The sequence below is a fragment of the Massilia sp. 01N410 genome, from assembly GCF_056399665.1.
In genome coordinates, this window is record NZ_JBFTRV010000017.1 from 34,776 (window position 1) to 53,623 (window position 18,848).

Below are 18,848 nucleotides of genomic sequence, written 5' to 3' on the forward strand. Positions count from 1 at the left end.
GACACACGATGCCATCCGAGCCATCTTCCCAATTTGGCCTGCACCTTGGCCTGCCCCAGTATGCGGAGCTGTTCTGCCTGTCGAACTTCTCCTTCCTGCAGGGCGCATCGCACGCGGAAGAACTGGTGGCGCGCGCCGTGCAGCTGGGCTATGCGGCGCTGGCCATCACCGACGAGTGCTCGCTGGCCGGCGTGGTGCGCGCGCATGCGGAGGCGAAGGGCGCAAAACTGCCGCTCATCATCGGCGCCCATTTCCACCTGAAGCACGCGGACGGCGCCGATGCGCTGTCCCTCATTTTGCTGGCCCGGAACCGCAACGGCTACGGCAACCTGTCGGAACTGATCACGCTCGGGCGCACCCGCAGCGGGAAAGGAACTTACCTGCTGCATCCCGCCGACCTGGAAAACGGCATGCCGGACTGCCTGGCGATCCTGCTGCCGGCCTATCCGGGCCACGACCAGCAAGGCGTCGACCGCCTGCACGCCCAGGCGGCCTGGATGGCGCTGACCTTTCCGGGCCGCGCCTGGATCGGCCTGAACCTGCTGCACCGCGCCTTCGACGACGCCCACCGCGCCACCGTCGAGGAAGTCGGCTGGCAGCACGGCCTGCCGATCGTCGCCGTCGGCCACGTGGTGATGCACGTACGTTCCCGCAAGCCCTTGCAGGATCTACTTACCGCGACGCGGATCGGCAAGCCGGTTGCCGAATGCGGCTACCAGCTGGCCCAGAACGCCGAGCAGCACCTGCGTTCGCGGGTACGCCTCGCCAACATCTATCCGCGCGCGGCGCTGCAGGAAACCCTGCGCATCGCCGGCCTGTGCACCTTCTCGCTGGAGGAGCTGCGCTACGAATACCCGGACGAAGTGGTCCCGCCCGGCCACACGGCCACCAGCTACCTGCGCAGCGAAACCTGGATCGGCGCGCACCGGCGCTTCCGCGACGGCATCCCGGCCAGGGTGCAGGCCCAGATCGAGCACGAGCTGCAGCTGATCTCCGAGATGCGCTACGAGCACTACTTCCTGACCGTGTACGACATCGTGCGCTTCGCCCGCTCCCGGCACATCCTCTGCCAGGGCCGCGGTTCGGCCGCCAATTCGGCGGTCTGCTACTGCCTCGGCATCACCGAGGTCGACCCGGCGCGGGCCAGCCTGCTGTTCGAACGCTTCATCTCGAAGGAGCGCAACGAGCCGCCCGACATCGACGTCGACTTCGAACACCAGCGCCGCGAAGAAGTCATCCAGTACATCTACCAGAAATACGGGCGCACCCGCGCCGCGCTGGCGGCGGTGGTGATCAGCTACCGTCCGAAAAGCGCGCTGCGCGACAGCGGGCGGGCGCTCGGCATCGACCTCGCCATCATCGAGAAGGTCTGCAAGCAGCACCACTGGTTCGACGGCAAGGCGGACCTGCTGAACCGCCTGGCCGAGAGCGGCCTCGATCCGGAAGCGACGCTGTCGCAGCAGTGGGCTTCGCTGGCCCAGCGCCTGCTCGGATTTCCGCGGCATCTCTCGCAGCACCCGGGCGGCTTCGTGATGGCGCGCGGGAAGCTCTCGCGCCTGGTGCCGATCGAGAATGCGACGATGGCGGAGCGCAGCGTGATCCAGTGGGACAAGGACGACCTCGAGGAGCTGGGCCTGATGAAAGTCGACGTGCTGGCGCTGGGCATGCTGTCGATGCTGAGACGCTGCCTGGAGCTGGTCGGCCGGCGCCACGGCATGGTGTTCGAACTGCAGGACATCCCGCACGACGACCCGGCCACCTACCGCATGATCCGCGCGGCCGATACCGTGGGCGTATTCCAGATCGAGTCGCGTGCCCAGATGAGCATGCTGCCGCGGATGAAGCCGCGGCAGTTCTACGACCTGGTGATCCAGGTGGCCATCGTGCGTCCGGGGCCGATCCAGGGCGGCATGGTGCACCCCTACCTGAAGCGGCGCGAGGATCCGTCGCTGGTGACTTACCCGAGTCCGCAAATGAAGGTGGCGCTGGAGCGCACGCTGGGCGTGCCGATCTTCCAGGAGCAGGTGATGCAGGTGGCGATCCTGGCGGCCGGCTTCACGCCCGGCGAAGCCGACCAGCTGCGCCGCGCGATGGCGGCCTGGAAGCGCAAGGGAGGGCTCGAGAAGTATTACGAGCGCATCGTCGGCGGCATGCTGAAGCGCGGCTACGACCTGACGTTCGCCGAGCAGATCTTCAGCCAGATCCAGGGCTTCGGCGAATACGGCTTCCCGGAATCGCATGCGGCCAGCTTCGCGCTGCTGGCCTATGCCAGCTCCTGGCTGAAGTGCCACGAGCCGGCGGCCTTCCTGTGCGCCTTGTTGAATAGCCAGCCGATGGGCTTCTACAGTCCCTCGCAGCTGGTGCAGGATGCGCGCCGCCACGGCATCGAGGTGCGCCCGGTGGACGTCGCCGTCAGCGGCTGGGAGTCGGCGCTGGAAGAAAGGGGCGAGGCCTCGTCCACCCAGCCGGCGGTGCGCCTCGGCCTGCACCTGCTGAGGGGAATGGGCAAGGAGGCGGCCGAGCGCATCGAGCTGGCGCGCGCGATCCGCCCCTTCCTTGACACGGCCGACCTGGCGCGGCGCGCGAACCTGGACCGCGGCGACCTGCAGGTGCTGGCCGGCGGGAATGCGCTGCAGGCGCTGGCCGGACACCGGCGCCAGGCCCTGTGGCAGGCGGTGGGGTCGGTGCCGGACAAGGACCTGCTGCGACCCGCCTCGCTGGAAGAAGACGTGCCGGTGCTGGCGGCGCCCAGCGAGGGACAGGAGATCGTCGGCGACTACCGCGCCCAGGGACTCACGCTGGGCCGCCATCCGCTCGCGCTGCTGCGGCCGCAATTACTGGCGAAGCGCTTCCTGCCGGCCGAGGTGCTGATGGACTTCGCCAACGGCCAGCTGGCGCGCGCCTGCGGCATCGTCACCGTGCGCCAGCGCCCGGGCACGGCCAAGGGCGTGCTCTTCCTCACTATCGAGGACGAGACCGGAAACGTGAACGTGATCGTGTGGGCCAGCCTGGTCGAACGGCAGCGCCGCGAGGTGCTGAATGCGCACCTGCTGGGCGTGTACGGGATCTGGCAGAGGGAAGGGGAGGTACGCCACCTGGTAGCCAAGCGGCTGGTGGATATGTCGCACCTGCTGGGGAATCTGGATACGCGCAGCCGGGATTTTTGTTAGCGTGTAGCCGTCATTCCCGCGAAACTCCACCGTCGTCCCCGCGAAGGCGGGGACCCAAGTTTGTTCGCGTTTCGACTGCGCCGGCAGAACCTGGACCCCCGCCTTCGCGGGGGCGACGTTTACAAGCTAACGCTTAAAACTCTTCCCAATCCGCCTCAACCGCCTGCTTCGACGTCCTCGCCGGTCTGGCGGACGCAGCCTTCACCACCTGGGTGCTTGCGCGCGGCAGGGCCGGCCGCGCCGGCACGGCCTTGACCGGCGCCGCAGCCACCGCGCCGAAGTCGTGCGAGCGATCCAGCTTGAACACGCTGACCACTTCGGCCAGCTTGGCGGCCTGGTCCTGCATCGAGGCGGCGGCGGCCGCCGCTTCTTCGACCAGGGCCGCGTTTTGCTGGGTCACCTGGTCCATCTGGCCGATGGCCTGGTTGACCTGTTCGATACCGCCGGTCTGTTCCTGGCTGGCGCTGGTGATCTCGCCCATGATGTCGGTCACGCGGCGGATGCTGGTCACCACCTGTTCCATGGTGGCGCCGGCCTGGTCGACCAGCCTGGCGCCGGTGTCGACCTTGGCCACCGAGGCCGTGATCAGTTCCTTGATTTCCTTGGCGGCCGCAGCCGAGCGCTGGGCCAGGGTGCGCACTTCGCCCGCCACGACCGCGAAGCCGCGGCCCTGTTCGCCGGCGCGGGCCGCTTCCACGGCCGCGTTCAGCGCCAGGATATTGGTCTGGAAGGCGATGCCGTCGATGACGCTGATGATGTCGACGATCTTGTTGGCCGAATCGTTGATCTCGCCCATGGTGGTAACGACTTCGCCGACCACGGCGCCGCCCTGGGTCGCCACCTGGGAGGCAGCGATGGCGAGCTGGTTGGCCTGGCGTGCGTTGTCGGCGTTCTGGCGCACGGTGGTGGTCAGCTCTTCCATCGAGGCCGCCGTCTCTTCCAGCGCGCCCGCCTGCTGCTCGGTGCGCGAGGAGAGATCGAGGTTGCCGGCGCTGATCTCGCGCGAAGCGGTGGCGATGGTGTCGGTGCCGCCGCGGACCTGGCTGACGATGCCCACCAGGCTGTCGTTCATGTGGCGCAGGGCGCGCAGCAGGGCGCCGGTTTCGTCCTTGGTGTTGGCCACGATGTCGTGGGTCAGGTCGCCGCTTGCCACGGTTTCGGCCACGCCGACCGCCTGGCGGATCGGCAGCACGATGCCGCGGGTGAGCACCCAGGAGATCACGCCGCCCAGCAGCACCGCGCAGCCGCACAGGATCACGATCAGTTTGGTGGCGCCGTCGGCGTTGCCGTCGATGCCGCTGGCGGTGGCGTCCATGCTGTCACGCTGCATGGTGACCAGTTGCTGCAGCAGGTCCTGGTATTTCTGCGCCGCCGGGGTGAATTCCTTGTCGAGGATGCGTGCCGCTTCTTCCGCGTTGCCGTCGGCCTTGGCCTTGACGGTGCCGTCGCGCGAGGCGCTGTACACCTTGCGCTGTTCCAGGATCTTCGCGAACAGCTCCTTTTCCGGACCGCTGGCGGCGATCAGCGGCTCGATCTGCTTGAGCAGCTCGGCGGCTTTCTTCACCGAGGCGGCCGAGTCTTCCTTGAAGTAGGCGCCCAGCGACGGATCGGAGCTCTTGGCGATGGCCGCGGTACGGCGGATCGACGCGAAGTTCAGCGTGTACCAGTCGGTAATCAAACGTTCCTTGGCCAGCGGCACGGCCATCATGTTCCTGGTCGCGTCGGCCACCTGGGCCATGCGCCAGGCGCCGACGGCGGAAATGACCACCGTCATCGCGAGAATGACGGCAAAGCCGAGTCCAAGGCGTTTGCCGATCTTGATGTTTGCAACGAATCCCATCGATATTCCTTTGTACGAATTGCGGCCGGCCACGCGTGAAGGAAGCAGCTCGAACTGGAGCGTGGACACGTGTCTTGGGGGCTGGGCCGGAGAAGACTGAATTGTACTGACGGAAATTTCTTTCAGGAATGAAAAAATTCTTTATGGAAAAATTTTTGCAACATTTTGTAGGGAATATCCGACACTTTACCCGTGGGATTGTTAAATTGAACATTGTTACATCCTGAATGATCTGTTAGCGTAAAAAAGAAGGCCGGGCTCGTCCGCCGCTTTTTTTGTCTCATCACGCAAAGAGTAAATACGCAATGAAGTCATCCAGCATCCTCCGTAACACCCTGTTCCTGGCCGGACTCATCGGCGGCAGCGCCGGCGCCGCAACGCTGCCCGCACCGTTCGCGGAACAGCTGAACGCCAACTACCCGGCGATCGAAAGCCTGTACCAGGACCTGCACCGCAACCCGGAAATCGGCTTCGCCGAACACCAGACCGCCGCCAAGCTGGCCAAGCTGGCCAAGGACCTGGGCTTCGAGGTCACCACCGGCGTCGGCGGCACCGGCGTGGTGGCGATCCTGAAGAACGGCCCCGGCCCGACCGTGATGCTGCGCACCGAAATGGACGCGCTGCCGGTCCAGGAAAAGACCGGCCTGCCGTTCGCCAGCAAGGCGACCACCAAGAACGCCGCCGGCGAGACCGTCGCCCTGGCCCACGCCTGCGGCCACGACCTGCACATGTCGGCCTGGTACGGCACCGCCAAGCTGATGGCGGAAAACCGCAAGGCCTGGAGCGGCACCCTGATGCTGATCGGCCAGCCGTCGGAAGAAACCGTGCACGGCGCCGAAGCGATGCTGAAGGACGGCCTGTTCAAGCGCTTCCCGAAGCCTGACTACGCACTGTCCTTCCACGACGACGCCACCATGCCGTCGGGTACGATCATGTACCACGCCGGCCCGTTCCGTGCTTCGTCGGACGTGGTCACCATCACCGTCAATGGCCAGGGCGGCCATGGCGCCGTGCCGCACGAGGCGCGCGACCCGATCGTGATCGCCGCGCGCATCGTGATGGCGCTGCAGACCCTGGTCTCGCGCGAGAACAACCCGATCGATCCGGCCGTCATCACCGTGGGCAGCATCCACGGCGGCACCGTGGCCAACATCATTCCGGACCAGGTCAAGCTGCAGCTGTCGGTGCGTACCTTCAAGCCGGAAGTGCGCAAGCGCATCCTGGCGAGCATCGCGCGCGAAGCCAAGGGCGAAGCCATGGCCGCCGGCGCGCCGAAGGAGCCGCTGGTGGTAGTCGAGCCGGGCACCGATTCGGTCTACAACGATCCGGAGCTGATCGGCCGCATGGTGAAGGTGGTGCAGGGCGCCGTCGGCCCCGAGTTCGTGAAGGAGATGCCGGCCAAGATGACCTCGGAAGACTTCTCGCAGTACGGCCTGCAGCCGGGCGTGAAGGCGATCCTGCTGCACGTCGGCGCGGTCGATGGCAAGCGCCTGGAAGCCGCCAGGAAGGCCGGCGAACCGCTGCCGGGCACCCACTCGCCGCAATGGGCGCCGGACTTCAAGCCGACCGTGGTGAATACCATCAAGGCCGAGACTGCGATTCTGCTGGATCTGATGGCGCCGAAGAAGTAATCGTCAGCACCGTTAGCGTTTGATCCGTCGTCCCCGCCTTCGCGGGGATGACGTTTTTCATGCGACGTTTTTATGCGCCGGTTTCCACCGGCTGCGTACCGAAGTAGTCATGCACCGCGCCGACCCATTCGAGGTCGGCCATGTCCGGCCAGTGGTCGGTATCGAATCCGGGCGCGTTCTCGATGCGCTCTTTTGGAATGTCCATCGTGAAGCGCTTGTGCCGCGTATCCAGCGTGAGGGCCTGCCAGGGCACCGCGAACAGTTTTTCGCCCAGGCCCAGGAAGCGGCCGGTGGACATCACCGCGTAGGCGATGGCACCGCTGCGCATGTCGACCATGAACTCCTTGATGACGCCCAGGTGCTCGTTCTGCAGGTTATGGACATGGTCGCCGATCAGGGTATTCGCGCCCATCATTTCCGGGCCCGGTCCCTTGCCGTGCTTGTTCTTGTACATGCCGTAGTCGTCTCTTTCCTCGTAGGACATCTCCACCTCCTTGATCTGGAAGCGCAAGGATAACCCGAGTCGGGACAAACTCTGTTCGGACGCGCACGGTCTTCAGACGGAGGCAGGGTGGGCACACCGTGCACACGCGCGGCAGATACGGCGTGGGCTCGGAGAGCCCACCCTACGAATCAGAACTCTTCCCAGCCATCGCCGACGGCGGCTGCAGAGCGCGTCGAATTCGGCGCCGGCTGCGGGCGCACGGCGGGCAGGCCGGCGGCCGGTTCGATGCGCGAGGGTGCGGCCGGGGCCAGGCGGGCCTGGCGCTCGACCTTGAACACGTCCACGGCGTGGGCCAGCTTGGCAGCCTGGTCCTGCAGCGAGCCGGCGGCTGCCGCCGATTCCTCGACCAGCGCCGCGTTCTGCTGGGTGGTTTCGTCCATCTGGGCGATGGCCTGGTTCACCTGTTCGATGCCGTCGGTCTGTTCCTGGCTGGCGGATGCGATCTCGGCCATGATGTCGGTGACGCGCTGGATCGCATCCACCACCTGGCCCATCGTGTCGCCGGCCTGGTCGACCAGCCTTGCGCCGGCATCGACCTTGCCGACCGAGTCGTCGATCAGGGCCTTGATTTCCTTGGCCGCCGCCGCCGAGCGCTGGGCCAGGGTGCGCACTTCGCTCGCCACCACGGCAAAGCCGCGGCCCTGCTCGCCGGCGCGCGCCGCTTCCACCGCCGCGTTCAGGGCCAGGATATTGGTCTGGAAGGCGATGCCGTCGATGACGCCGATGATGTCGACGACCTTCCTCGACGATTCGTTGATCGACCCCATGGTCAGGATCACCTGGCCGACCACGTCGCCGCCCTTGGTGGCGACGCTGGAGGCGGTGATCGCCAGCTGGTTGGCCTGGCGCGCGTTGTCCGCGTTCTGGCGCACGGTGTCGGTCAGGTGGGACATCGAGGCCGCGGTTTGTTCCAGCGCGGCGGCCTGCTGCTCGGTGCGCGAGGAGAGGTCGAGGTTGCCGGCCGAGATCTCGCCGGCCGCGCCGTGGATCGCCGAGGTGCCGCCGCGGACTTCGCCGACGATGCCGACCAGGCTGTCGTTCATGTGGCGCAGCGCGCGCAGCAGGGCGCCGGTTTCGTCCTTCGCGTCCGACTCGATGTGGCGGGTGAGGTCGCCGGAAGCCACGGTCTCGGCCACTTCCACCGCTTCGCGGATCGGGCCGACGATGCCGCGGGTGAGCAGGATCGAGCTGATCGCGCCGAGGGCGACCGCGCACACGGTCAGCACGGTGATCAGGCGTTCGCTGGCGCCGGCGCCGGCCTGGATGTCGCTCTTGGCGGCATCGATGCGCGCGTTCTGCATGGCCACCAGCTGCTGCACGGCTTCCTGGTAAGCCTTGGCGGCCGGGGTGAATTTCTCGTCGAGGATCTTGCTTGCCTGCTCGGTGTCGCCGTCGGCCTTGGCCTTGACCGCGGCGTCGCGCGCCGTCGAATAGCGCTTGCGCAGTTCGCCGATGCGGTCCCACAGCGCCTTTTCTTCGCCGGCGGCGATCAGCGGTTCGATCTGCTTGACCAGGTCGGCCGCGCGCTTGCCGGTGGCGGCCGCGTCTTCCTTGAAGTAGTCGCCCAGCGAGGGATCGCTGCTCTTGACGATGGCGGCGGTGCGGCGCACGGCCGCGAAGATCTGCACGTACCACTCATTGACCAGGCGCTCCTTGGCCAGGGGGACGGTGAGCACCTGGGTGGATTCGTTGGCCACCTTGGCCAGGCGCGACATGCCGACGCCGGCGATCAGCACGGCCATCACCAGGGTCAGCGAGAAGCCGATGGCGAGCCGTTTACCGATATTGAATTGACTGAAAAAACCCATGACTGTCCTCGAAAGCGAAACCATTAGTGAATATTCACAAAAGATTGTACTTTCGATGCAGTAATCCCTGTTGCTTTTGGGAACATCTTGGCAACATTCTGCGGCATCGGCCCAACATCCCTTAGCCGTTCGTTATCAATTCATGCCTTTCGCATGGAATAGCTCTTCAATCTCCTTTCCGGCAAGCCGAGCTTCCTCTTTCTCGTCGTCGGTTGCGTCCTGCAGGTCCAGGATCCGCTTGGCCGTCTTCGGGTGGCTCGACATATAGTCCATGCCCTCGCGCAGCCATTGCGGCGTAATGCCGCGCGCGCGGTGCTGGTCTTCCAGCTTGCCGAGCGCCTCGATGAAGGACATCACCGGAATCCGGTTATGGCGCAGCACGGCCAGGGCGTAGCGGTCGGCGTCGCTTTCCATCGCGCGCGAATATTCCGCCTGCGACAGAGCGGCCGGCAGGCCGGCCGCCACCGCGCTGAAGTCGCCGAACAGCGTTGCCGACAGGGCGGCGGTCAGCGAAGACCTGGCCAGCATGCGCGCGCTGTGCCTCAGTTCCAGGTGGCCGACCTCGTGTCCGAGCACGGCAACCAGCTGTTCCCGGCCGGTGTCCGTCAGTTCGTTGCGGCGGTTCTGGACCAGGCGCACCATCATGTCGGTGACGACGATGGTGCCGTCCGGAAGGGCCATGGCGTTCGCGCCCCACCTCGGCGCGTCGCGCACGATGAGGCGCACCGGGATGCGCGGATGGCGCGGCAGCACGCGCGGCAGCAGGGCCTGGACCTCGGCGATGCGCTCGTCGCTCAGGCGCGAAGGCGCCAGCAGGCCGCGGGCCTCGAGGGCGGCCAGCGCGCTCTTGCCGAGGGAGGCGTCGACCGAGGGCGGCAGGCTGGCGGCGATGCGTTCGGCGGCTGCCGGCAGCACGCGGAAATAGACGAAGGCGAGCAGCGACAGCAACAGGACCAGGGCCAGCAGGGCAAGCGGCCAGCGCTCCTGCCAGCGCATCACGCGGCTCTTGCGGTAGCCGATCGCCGCCAGCAGTTCGCGCTGGGCGTCGCCGGCCGGCACTTCGCAACTGGCGCCGTCCTCGAAGCGCAGTACGGCGGGCGCGGCGGCGAAGGGTTCGGCCAGGCGCACGCCGTCGAGCGGGTAGCTGCGCACGAACGAGGGCGTCGACACGTGGAGCTGCCCGGCCTGCACGTCGAGTCGGGCGGGATGCAGGCGCGCGCTGCGCCCGTCGAAGAAGTGAGCGGTCATCATGCGCTTCACCAGGACAGGTCGACGCCGAGGAAATCGGCCACGCCGTCGCCGGCCGCCGTGCTGCGCGGCACCGCCATCCGGGCGGCCTGCTCGAGGCCGGCCGGGGCCGATACGCTCAGGTGGGCCACCCGGTAGCGCCAGGTGCGCACCGCGGCGAAGGGACGGAACAGCCCCAGGGTCAGCAGGGTCAGGACCACGTTGACGGTCTGCAGGCGCAGGTAGGTGCGGGCGCGCATCGTGCAGGCGATCTCGACGCCGGGGAAGGCGGTGGCCGACCACGCCAGGTTGTTCATGCGTACCACGATGAGCGGTCCGGTCAGCACGATCATCAGGTAGGCCAGCACGATGACGATAAGGACGTACACGAAGCGGTTCATGCCCTGCGGCTTGCCGAGGCTCATGCCTACGATGACCGTGACGGCGAACAGAAGCAGCAATGCCATGGCGGCGAACACGGCTTGCAGATAGGGTGTCGCCAGTTCGGTGGTGGTCAGCGAAAAGCCGGCGCGCTGGTTGCCGTACATGAGGTGCTCCTGCTGGTAGCAGCGGGTGGCGCCGTGGATCAGCGGCCAGGCCAGGTAGAGCAGGAAGGCCGCGCCGGAGAATTTACTATTGGGCATGAGCGCGATCATGGCGCCGGGCAGCACGAACACGGCAACCGGCAACAGGTAGACGCGGTAGGCATCGCGCACGCTGCCGCGAAAGCCGAAGGGCAGGCCGCGGTACCAGACGTTCGACAGCCGGAAGCGCAGCGCCGACAGCATCATGAAGGGCAGCCCGGCCAGCAGCACGGCGACCACGGCCACCCCGGCCTCGAGCGAGAAGCCGAAGGCATAGTGGTAGGCCACCAGCAGTACGACGGCCAGGATGCGGCCGCGCAGGATGGCCTTCGGATCGCCGCGGAAGTCGAAGCTCGCGCCGGCCAGCTGGGTGTTCCGGTAAAAATACTGGAGCCGGCGGGTCTTGGCCCAGGCCGAGTAGATGCCGAGCGTGGCCACGGTCAGCAGCAGGTTGACGATCCAGATGCGGAAATATTCGGCGCCGCTGCCGCTGAAACCGAAGGCCGGCGGCGCCTCGTCATCCAGCTGCAGGGGGGTGTCCGTTTCGAGGGTTTGCTCGATCATGGTCCGGGTTCGATGTTGGCATGGAAGAAAGATGCAAGTGTAAGGCCCGTCTTCACATTTTGGCAATTTTTGCAAGAGCTGTCGATGCAGGCTGAGTCGGATATGCCACGTCTTGGCGCGAAAGCGACGCCGTGGTGCGCCTTTACGACCTGTTGCCAAGTTGTATTGAAGAAGTATTTGCAGGATTAAGGTATAATTTCAATTTCCCGCGCGTGCCGTTCGGCACCTTCTGCACAATGACCAAATTCGTATTCGTCACTGGCGGCGTCGTGTCTTCCCTGGGTAAAGGGATCGCGGCCGCTTCCCTCGCCGCGATCCTCGAATCGCGCGGTCTCAAAGTCACCCTCCTGAAGCTCGACCCGTACATCAACGTGGACCCGGGCACGATGAGCCCGACCCAGCACGGCGAAGTGTTCGTCACCGACGATGGCGCCGAGACCGACCTCGACCTCGGCCACTACGAGCGCTTCATCAGCACCCGCATGCGCAAGGTGAACAACTTCACCACCGGCCAGATCTATGAATCGGTGATCCGCAAGGAACGCCGCGGCGAGTATCTCGGCAAGACCGTGCAGGTGATCCCGCACATCACCAACGAGATCCAGGACTTCATCCGCCGCGGCGCCGAAGGCGTGGACGTGGCGCTGGTCGAGATCGGCGGCACCGTCGGCGACATCGAGTCGCTGCCCTTCCTGGAAGCCGCGCGCCAGCTGTCGCTGCGCTCGGGCCGCAAGGGCGCGGCCTTCGTCCACCTGACCCTGGTGCCCTGGATCGCCTCCGCCGGCGAACTCAAGACCAAGCCGACCCAGCACTCGGTACAGAAACTGCGCGAGATCGGCATTTCGCCGAACGCGCTGCTGTGCCGCGCCGACCGCCGCATCCCGGACGACGAGCGTGCGAAGATCTCGCTGTTCGCCAACGTCGAAGAGCAGGCCGTCATTTCCGTGTGGGACGTCGACACCATCTACAAGGTGCCGCAGGTGCTGTGCGACCAGGGCCTGGACGACATCATCCTGGAAGCGCTGGGCATCGATGCGCCGCCGGCCGACCTGTCGATGTGGACCAAGCTGATCCACACGCTGGAAAACCCGAAGCACGAAGTGACCATCGGCATGGTCGGCAAGTACGTCGACCTGATCGAGTCCTATAAATCGCTGACCGAGGCGCTGCGCCACGCCGGCATCCACACCGAGAGCCGCGTCAACATCGAGTACATCGACTCGGAAGAGATCGAGAGCACCGGCTGCGCCCACCTGGCCAAGTACGACGCCATCCTGGTGCCGGGCGGCTTCGGCAAGCGCGGCGTGGAAGGCAAGATCATGGCCGCGCGCTATGCCCGCGAGAACAAGATCCCTTACCTCGGCATCTGCCTGGGCATGCAGGTTGCGCTGATCGAATACGCGCGCCATGTGGCCGGCCTGCCGAACGCCAACTCGACCGAGTTCGATCCGGAAACCGACCAGCCGGTCGTCGCCTTGATTACCGAGTGGCAGAACCACGACGGCAAGGTCGAGAAGCGCGACGTGAATTCGGACCTGGGCGGCACCATGCGCCTGGGCGCCCAGACCTGCGCGGTGAATCCGGGCACGCTGGCCGCCGAGATCTACGGCAACGTCGTGACCGAGCGCCACCGTCACCGCTACGAAGGCAACAACTACTACCTGCCGAAGATCGAAGCGGCCGGCCTGGTGGTGTCGGCCCGTACGCCGAACGAAGACCTGCTGGAGATCATGGAACTCTCGCGCGAAAACCACCCGTGGTACATCGGCGTGCAGTTCCACCCGGAATTCAAGTCGACCCCGCGTAACGGCCACCCGCTGTTCACCTCGTTCATCAAGGCGGCCCTGGTCCACCAGGCCGACAACAAACAGGCCGCGAACACCCCGGCCGTGCAAGGAGAAGTGGCATGAAGCTTTGCGGATTCGAAGTCGGCCTCGACCAACCGATCTTCCTGATTGCCGGTACCTGCGTGATCGAATCGCGCCAGATGGCGATGGACGTCGCCGGCCAGCTCAAGGAAATCACCAGCGCGCTGGGTATCCCGTACATCTATAAATCGTCGTTCGACAAGGCCAACCGCTCGTCCGGTAAATCGTTCCGCGGTCCGGGCATGGAGAAGGGCCTGGAGATCCTGGCCGACGTGCGCAAGGAGATCGGCGTGCCGGTCCTGACCGACGTCCACACCGAGGAAGAGATTCCGATGGTGGCCAGCGTGGTCGACGTCCTGCAGACCCCGGCCTTCCTGTGCCGCCAGACCGACTTCATCAACGCCGTCGCGCGTTCGGGCAAGCCGGTCAACATCAAGAAGGGCCAGTTCCTGGCGCCGGGCGACATGAAGAACGTGATCGACAAGGCGCGCGCGGCGGCTGCGGAAGTGGGCCTGCCGGACCAGTTCATGGCCTGCGAACGCGGCGTCTCGTTCGGCTACAACAACCTGGTGTCGGACATGCGCTCGCTCGCCATCATGCGCGAATCGAACTGCCCGATCGTGTTCGACGCGACCCACTCGGTGCAACTGCCGGGCGGCCAGGGCACCTCGTCCGGCGGCCAGCGCGAGCACGTGCCGGTGCTGGCGCGCGCCGCGGTGGCCGCCGGCGTGTCGGGCCTGTTCATGGAGACCCACCCGAACCCGGCCTGCGCGCTGTCGGACGGTCCGAATGCGGTGCCGCTGGGACGCATGAAGGAATTGCTGACGACCCTGGTCGAGATCGATCGTATCGTTAAAAAAGCTGGCTTTATCGAATCCAACTTCGAATAAGCTGCTGCACGTATTAAGAACACGCACGTATAAATTACGTCGCCCCCGCGAAGGCGGGGGGCCAGGTTCTGCTTGCATCTCGACTGCTCTTGCAAACTTGGGTTCCCGCCTCCGCGGGAACGACGGGTAACGATTTCTTTACTTTCTGGAGACTGAGAACCATGAGTGCTATCGTTGATATCATCGGCCGCGAAATCATCGACTCGCGCGGCAATCCGACCGTCGAGTGCGATGTGCTGCTGGAATCTGGCGTGATGGGCCGCGCCGCCGTGCCGTCGGGCGCATCGACCGGTTCGCGCGAAGCGATCGAGCTGCGTGACGGCGATCCGAAGCGTTACTTCGGCAAGGGCGTGCTGCAGGCCTGCGAGAACATCAACACCGAGATCAGCGAAGCCATCATGGGCCTGGACGCCAACGAACAGGCATTCCTGGACCGCACCCTGATCGACCTGGACGGCACCGAGAACAAGAGCCGCCTGGGCGCGAACGCGATGCTGGCCGTCTCCATGGCCGTGGCCAAGGCAGCCGCCGAAGAAGCCGGCCTGCCGCTGTACCGCTACTTCGGCGGTTCGGGCGCGATGCAGATGCCGGTGCCGATGATGAACGTCATCAACGGCGGCGCCCACGCCGACAACAACCTGGACATCCAGGAATTCATGATCATCCCGGTCGGCGCCCCGTCCTTCAAGGAAGCGGTCCGCTACGGCGCCGAGGTGTTCCACACCCTGAAGAAGATCCTGCACTCGAAGGGCCTGAACACCGCCGTCGGCGACGAAGGCGGCTTCGCTCCGTCGGTCGCCAACCATGAAGAAGCGATCAAGCTGATCATGCAGGCGATCGAGCAGGCCGGCTACGAAGCCGGCACCCAGATCGCGATCGGCCTGGACTGCGCCGCCAGCGAGTTCTACAAGGACGGCAAGTACGTGCTGGAAGGCGAAGGCGGCCTGCAGCTGTCGGCAACCGACTTCACCAACATGCTGGCCACCTGGTGCGACAAGTACCCGATCATCTCGATCGAGGACGCGATGGCCGAAGGCGACTGGGACGGCTGGAAGATCCTGACCGACCGCCTGGGCAAGCAGGTGCAGCTGGTGGGCGACGACCTGTACGTCACCAACACCAAGATCCTGAAAGAGGGCATCCAGAAGGGCATCGCCAACTCGATCCTCATCAAGATCAACCAGATCGGCACCCTGACCGAGACCTTCGCCGCCATCGAGATGGCCAAGCGCGCCGGCTACACCGCCGTGATCTCGCACCGTTCGGGCGAGACCGAAGACTCGACCATCGCCGACATCGCGGTTGGCCTGAACGCCCTGCAGATCAAGACCGGCTCGATGTCGCGTTCGGACCGCATGGCCAAGTACAACCAGTTGCTGCGCATCGAGGAAGACCTGGGCGACATCGCCAGCTACCCGGGCCGCGACGCGTTCTACAACCTGAAGTAATCGGGTCATGCAGTAGCCGAAGATTCGGGAGCCATTCCGCACGGCCAAAGGCCGGCCGGATTGTCTTCCGAATTTTTACATCATCCTCACCATGCGCATTATTACCCTTGCCCTTGCCGCTTTGCTGCTGCTGATTCAGTACCCGCTCTGGCTGGGAAAAGGGGGCTGGCTCGACGTCGGCGAGCTGGAACGCACGCTCGCCGCCAGCCGCGCCCGCACCGACCAGCTGAAGGCGCGCAACGCCAAGCTCGAGTCCGAAGTACGCGACCTGAAGGACGGCACCGAAGCCGTCGAAGAGCGTGCCCGCTACGAACTCGGCATGATCAAGCAGAACGAGATCTTCGTGCAGGTGCTGCGCAAGGACGAGAAGCCGGCGGTCATGATGACCCCGCCGCCGCCGCCGCGCGAACCCAAGGGCGCCAAGGGCGCCAAACCGCAAAAGCCGCCCGACGACTGAACCCATGTCCGACACCCTGAACACACTGGAATCCGTCGCCGCCTGCCTGGCCGCCGCCTTCGAAAGCGGGGATGCCGACGCCATGAGTGCGGCGCTGGCCAAGGTGGCCGACTCCGACGGCCTGCCGCTGCTTGCAGCCGCCGCCAGCCTGCCGCGCGCCCAGCTCGCGGACGCCATGCGCGCAGGCGAGATGAGCCTCGACACCACGCTGGCGATCATGAAGGTGATCGACCTGCACATGCCGTGACAGAGCTGGCTTTTAAGCCGCCCGCTTTTAAGTCGACAATAAGTGACGTTTAAATCATTCTAAAATACAATAGTTTCCTTTAAGCCAATTGCTTAGGAGACCTTTTGCATTTCGTCCCCCTCTGGACACTTCCCCGTCTCGTGTGCGGCATCCTGGCCTGCCTGGGCGCCGCCCATGGCGCGGCCCAGGAGCATGAGCCATCCCCGCAAGCGCCCGCGCCCGAGGCCGAGGCCAAGCCCGCGTTCACGGTCACGATCAAGGAATCGAGGAAATTCGGCGAGCTGCCCTACCGTCCCTTCATCGACAGCTTCCGGCTGCTGCAGTCCTACCAGCCGCCGGAACCGCGGCTGGTCGACGTGCTGGTGCGGGCACGCTATCCGTCGATGTCCGACGTCGAACAGGACGCCTACCTGCCCAAGAAGTGGGGCGTGGCCATCGTCAGCCGCTCGGTGGACGTGACGGTGCCGGTGCGCCGCGGCGGCTATTTCGTGCCGCCCGACCTGGAGGCCGCATATACGGAGGAGGGAAGCATCCTGTTCAGGGAGCCGACCACCAAGCCCCTGTACCTGTATTTTTCGCTGCGCGTCGGCGCCGGCCAGCGCATCCGCTACGCCGACCTCGGCAAGGCCTCTCAGCAGATCGATACGCTGCTGGGGAAGATTTCCTACTTCAACCAGCGCCTGCGTCACCTCAAGCGCGACAAGCACGACGCCATTAAAGCCTGCTTCCTCGACGCCGGCGGCGACATCCTCATCGACGGCAAATCGGTGGCCGACGCCACCATCGGCAACTGCAAGGTCCTCAGGATCGATCCGGAGCGCGTGAAGGGCGGCGACGTGATCGAGTTTTCCGGCGCACTCGACATCGTCACCTTTGCCGAGATCAGCAGAAAGGCGAATCCGGCCTGAGCCGCCGACGCCGCTCCGGCGACGGCAGCCCGGGCGCCGGATGCTCAGGCGGCGCTGCCCGCCAGCGGCGGCACGTAGCCGGGTTCCAGCAGGCCGGGCACCGGCTCACCTTCCAGGACGACGATTTCGCCGATGCTCTGGGCGCGGGTGACGATGCGGTCGCCGTTGGCGACATGGCTGCCGACCAGGGCGATCGGGCGGTTGGCGAAGGTCGATGCGTGGCCGGCGCCCGAGGTGATCACGCTTTCGCTGCCGTCCGGGTAGCGTACGCGGTCGCCGACGCAGGCGATGCGGTAATCGTCGGCGACCTGGTCGTTCGATGCCAGTACCACCTCGCCGCCGCGGCTGGTGCGCGAGCCGATGGTCGCGATCGGGTAGCGGGCGACGACCTTGCGCGGCAGCGGGGCGGCGCCGTACGGTGTCTGCGAGAGCAAAATATGCGAAGTGTCCTTGAGTGCTGCCTTGTTCATCCTGATCTCCAAAACGACGGATTCGACTGACCGGGCCAATGCCGCCTTTGTAAAAAAGCGACATTGTCCCGGCACGGTGTGCACGGGTTCGTACACTGGCCGCCATTGGACCGCATTGTTGATTCAAACCAATTGATGTTGCTCAACTTGTCCGGAATCACGTTCTTGATTCAGGGAATTCCGACACAGCGCTTTCTGGTTCTTAGAACCAATCCCAGTAGGGAGGGCGAAGTTGATGACGAAGCATGGCAAGCGCGGGCAAGGCGCGAGGAGGCCGCATGGCGCGCCATGCAACGACGAGCAACGCAGCACCCGCTTGTCAGGCGCGTCAGCAACGACTCATTCCCTGCTGGGATTGGTTCTTAGTCGATCAGGGCCTTGACCATCACCTTGCCGTCGCGCGGCGCGCTTTCCTGGCGCACCATCACCTGGCTGCCCTTGGCGAACCAGAACTTCGCATCGGCGCCGGGCGTGCCGTAATCGGTCGTCACCACCCAGCAGTCGATCGGGCCGCCCGGTCCGGCGATGCGCTCGGAGCCCGCCACCTTGAAGTTGTAGCGTTTCGGCGCCGGCCCGCCCGGATGGTAGAAATTGATGCTGGCTTCATAGCCTTCGGCCAGCGGCAGCGCCTGCAGGAATTCGATGTCGGTCTCGAAGTTGAAGGTCGGCTCGCCCGATGCGACCGACAGCGCCTTTTGCGTGTTCTCGGCCAGGTCCTGCATGCCGCTCACGCGGTCCGGCGCGAACAGGAAGCCTTCGACCACCTTCTTGCCCTCCTTCTCGGTGACGCGCACGTGGCTCAGCGGACGGAAGGTGGCGGTGTCGAACCAGGAGTCGAGCTTCCTGACATAGCCTGGCGAGGCCGGTGCAGCGGCCGCGCCATCCCAGCGCTGCACGATGTGCAGTTGCCGCTTGCCGTCGCGCTCATCGAAACGCACTTCGCGCGCCCAGATGTCCACCGGCGTGTTGGCGCCGTCCAGCGTCCTGACGTAGCGGAGATAGTGGTGGGTGCCGGGCTTGAGCAGGTCGAAGCGCGGCAGCGGCGTGCCGACGTCGACCTGGTGGACGGCGGCCTGGGAAGACAGGGACAGGCCCGCGAGCAGGGCGGGCAGGATGAGGTGGCGCAGGGACGGCATGGCAGCTCCTTGGTGATGGATTGCTGCCAAGTATGGGGATTATGTATGTGTCAATGCAACAACAAATGGATATGCATGCGTTCGCGTGGGCTCGC

Annotated in this window: 15 protein-coding genes; 8 read left to right on the forward strand and 7 right to left on the reverse strand. The window is 65.5% G+C overall.

All coding sequences use genetic code 11. The features are described from left to right. Window positions 1–8: 8 nt before the first annotated feature. Entirely contained in the window at window positions 9–3,170 is a 3,162-nt protein-coding gene (locus AC1DOP_RS20480; RefSeq protein ID WP_442123479.1) for an error-prone DNA polymerase, read from the forward strand. A 133-nt stretch (window positions 3,171–3,303) separates the two neighbouring features. On the opposite strand, the gene AC1DOP_RS20485 is transcribed toward AC1DOP_RS20480, so the two are convergent. Then, window positions 3,304–5,010 (reverse strand): methyl-accepting chemotaxis protein, encoded by a 1,707-nt coding sequence (locus AC1DOP_RS20485; RefSeq protein WP_477253027.1) that lies wholly within the window; start codon window positions 5,008–5,010, stop codon window positions 3,304–3,306. A 305-nt stretch (window positions 5,011–5,315) separates the two neighbouring features. On the opposite strand from AC1DOP_RS20485, the gene AC1DOP_RS20490 reads away from it, so the two are divergent. Then, complete coding sequence (locus tag AC1DOP_RS20490; RefSeq protein ID WP_477253029.1) at window positions 5,316–6,641, forward strand: amidohydrolase; 1,326 nt, start codon at window positions 5,316–5,318, stop codon at window positions 6,639–6,641. Between the two features lie 70 nt (window positions 6,642–6,711). On the opposite strand, the gene AC1DOP_RS20495 is transcribed toward AC1DOP_RS20490, so the two are convergent. The 4 genes from AC1DOP_RS20495 to AC1DOP_RS20510 form a co-directional block, all read right to left on the reverse strand. Beyond that, the gene (locus tag AC1DOP_RS20495; protein ID WP_442123482.1) at window positions 6,712–7,125 is read right to left on the reverse strand and encodes a PRC-barrel domain-containing protein; all 414 of its coding nucleotides are present in this window, start codon (window positions 7,123–7,125) and stop codon (window positions 6,712–6,714) included. Between the two features lie 149 nt (window positions 7,126–7,274). Continuing rightward, window positions 7,275–8,954 (reverse strand): methyl-accepting chemotaxis protein, encoded by a 1,680-nt coding sequence (locus AC1DOP_RS20500; protein WP_477253032.1) that lies wholly within the window; start codon window positions 8,952–8,954, stop codon window positions 7,275–7,277. Window positions 8,955–9,089: 135 nt separating this feature from the next. Beyond that, on the reverse strand, window positions 9,090–10,205 hold the full coding sequence (locus AC1DOP_RS20505; RefSeq protein WP_477253034.1) for a M48 family metallopeptidase: 1,116 nt from the start codon (window positions 10,203–10,205) through the stop codon (window positions 9,090–9,092). Window positions 10,206–10,210: 5 nt separating this feature from the next. Further along, window positions 10,211–11,329: a YjgN family protein gene (locus tag AC1DOP_RS20510; RefSeq protein WP_477253036.1), complete on the reverse strand. Its 1,119-nt coding sequence runs from the start codon at window positions 11,327–11,329 to the stop codon at window positions 10,211–10,213. 236 nt (window positions 11,330–11,565) lie between these two features. On the opposite strand from AC1DOP_RS20510, the gene AC1DOP_RS20515 reads away from it, so the two are divergent. From AC1DOP_RS20515 to AC1DOP_RS20540, 6 genes are all read left to right on the forward strand, one after another. Beyond that, window positions 11,566–13,239 (forward strand): CTP synthase, encoded by a 1,674-nt coding sequence (locus tag AC1DOP_RS20515; protein WP_442123485.1) that lies wholly within the window; start codon window positions 11,566–11,568, stop codon window positions 13,237–13,239. Further along, window positions 13,236–14,087, forward strand: coding sequence for a 3-deoxy-8-phosphooctulonate synthase (gene kdsA, locus AC1DOP_RS20520; RefSeq protein ID WP_442123486.1), 852 nt, complete (start codon window positions 13,236–13,238; stop codon window positions 14,085–14,087). The genes AC1DOP_RS20515 and kdsA overlap by 4 nt, the downstream gene beginning before the upstream one ends. 161 nt (window positions 14,088–14,248) lie before the next feature. Continuing rightward, on the forward strand, window positions 14,249–15,535 hold the full coding sequence (gene eno / locus AC1DOP_RS20525) for a phosphopyruvate hydratase (protein ID WP_442123487.1): 1,287 nt from the start codon (window positions 14,249–14,251) through the stop codon (window positions 15,533–15,535). Between the two features lie 91 nt (window positions 15,536–15,626). Then, window positions 15,627–15,992: a cell division protein FtsB gene (gene ftsB / locus AC1DOP_RS20530; protein WP_442123488.1), complete on the forward strand. Its 366-nt coding sequence runs from the start codon at window positions 15,627–15,629 to the stop codon at window positions 15,990–15,992. A gap of 4 nt (window positions 15,993–15,996) precedes the next feature. Further along, window positions 15,997–16,239 (forward strand): helix-turn-helix domain-containing protein, encoded by a 243-nt coding sequence (locus tag AC1DOP_RS20535; RefSeq protein WP_442123489.1) that lies wholly within the window; start codon window positions 15,997–15,999, stop codon window positions 16,237–16,239. 104 nt (window positions 16,240–16,343) lie between these two features. Next, window positions 16,344–17,147, forward strand: coding sequence for a hypothetical protein (locus AC1DOP_RS20540; RefSeq protein ID WP_442123490.1), 804 nt, complete (start codon window positions 16,344–16,346; stop codon window positions 17,145–17,147). A gap of 44 nt (window positions 17,148–17,191) precedes the next feature. Here AC1DOP_RS20540 and AC1DOP_RS20545 read toward each other — a convergent pair whose 3' ends face one another. Next, the gene (locus AC1DOP_RS20545) at window positions 17,192–17,617 is read right to left on the reverse strand and encodes a PAAR domain-containing protein (RefSeq protein ID WP_442123491.1); all 426 of its coding nucleotides are present in this window, start codon (window positions 17,615–17,617) and stop codon (window positions 17,192–17,194) included. A gap of 362 nt (window positions 17,618–17,979) precedes the next feature. Next, window positions 17,980–18,753, reverse strand: coding sequence for a DUF3108 domain-containing protein (locus AC1DOP_RS20550; protein ID WP_442123492.1), 774 nt, complete (start codon window positions 18,751–18,753; stop codon window positions 17,980–17,982). Between the last annotated feature and the right edge of the window lie 95 nt (window positions 18,754–18,848).

Coding starts and splice junctions, on each gene's coding strand:
- AC1DOP_RS20480 (WP_442123479.1), top strand. CDS start 9: ATGCCATCCGAGCCATCTTCCCAATTTGGCCTGCACCTTGGCCTGCCC.
- AC1DOP_RS20485 (WP_477253027.1), bottom strand. CDS start 5,010: ATGGGATTCGTTGCAAACATCAAGATCGGCAAACGCCTTGGACTCGGC.
- AC1DOP_RS20490 (WP_477253029.1), top strand. CDS start 5,316: ATGAAGTCATCCAGCATCCTCCGTAACACCCTGTTCCTGGCCGGACTC.
- AC1DOP_RS20495 (WP_442123482.1), bottom strand. CDS start 7,125: ATGTCCTACGAGGAAAGAGACGACTACGGCATGTACAAGAACAAGCAC.
- AC1DOP_RS20500 (WP_477253032.1), bottom strand. CDS start 8,954: ATGGGTTTTTTCAGTCAATTCAATATCGGTAAACGGCTCGCCATCGGC.
- AC1DOP_RS20505 (WP_477253034.1), bottom strand. CDS start 10,205: ATGATGACCGCTCACTTCTTCGACGGGCGCAGCGCGCGCCTGCATCCC.
- AC1DOP_RS20510 (WP_477253036.1), bottom strand. CDS start 11,329: ATGATCGAGCAAACCCTCGAAACGGACACCCCCCTGCAGCTGGATGAC.
- AC1DOP_RS20515 (WP_442123485.1), top strand. CDS start 11,566: ATGACCAAATTCGTATTCGTCACTGGCGGCGTCGTGTCTTCCCTGGGT.
- kdsA (WP_442123486.1), top strand. CDS start 13,236: ATGAAGCTTTGCGGATTCGAAGTCGGCCTCGACCAACCGATCTTCCTG.
- eno (WP_442123487.1), top strand. CDS start 14,249: ATGAGTGCTATCGTTGATATCATCGGCCGCGAAATCATCGACTCGCGC.
- ftsB (WP_442123488.1), top strand. CDS start 15,627: ATGCGCATTATTACCCTTGCCCTTGCCGCTTTGCTGCTGCTGATTCAG.
- AC1DOP_RS20535 (WP_442123489.1), top strand. CDS start 15,997: ATGTCCGACACCCTGAACACACTGGAATCCGTCGCCGCCTGCCTGGCC.
- AC1DOP_RS20545 (WP_442123491.1), bottom strand. CDS start 17,617: ATGAACAAGGCAGCACTCAAGGACACTTCGCATATTTTGCTCTCGCAG.
- AC1DOP_RS20550 (WP_442123492.1), bottom strand. CDS start 18,753: ATGCCGTCCCTGCGCCACCTCATCCTGCCCGCCCTGCTCGCGGGCCTG.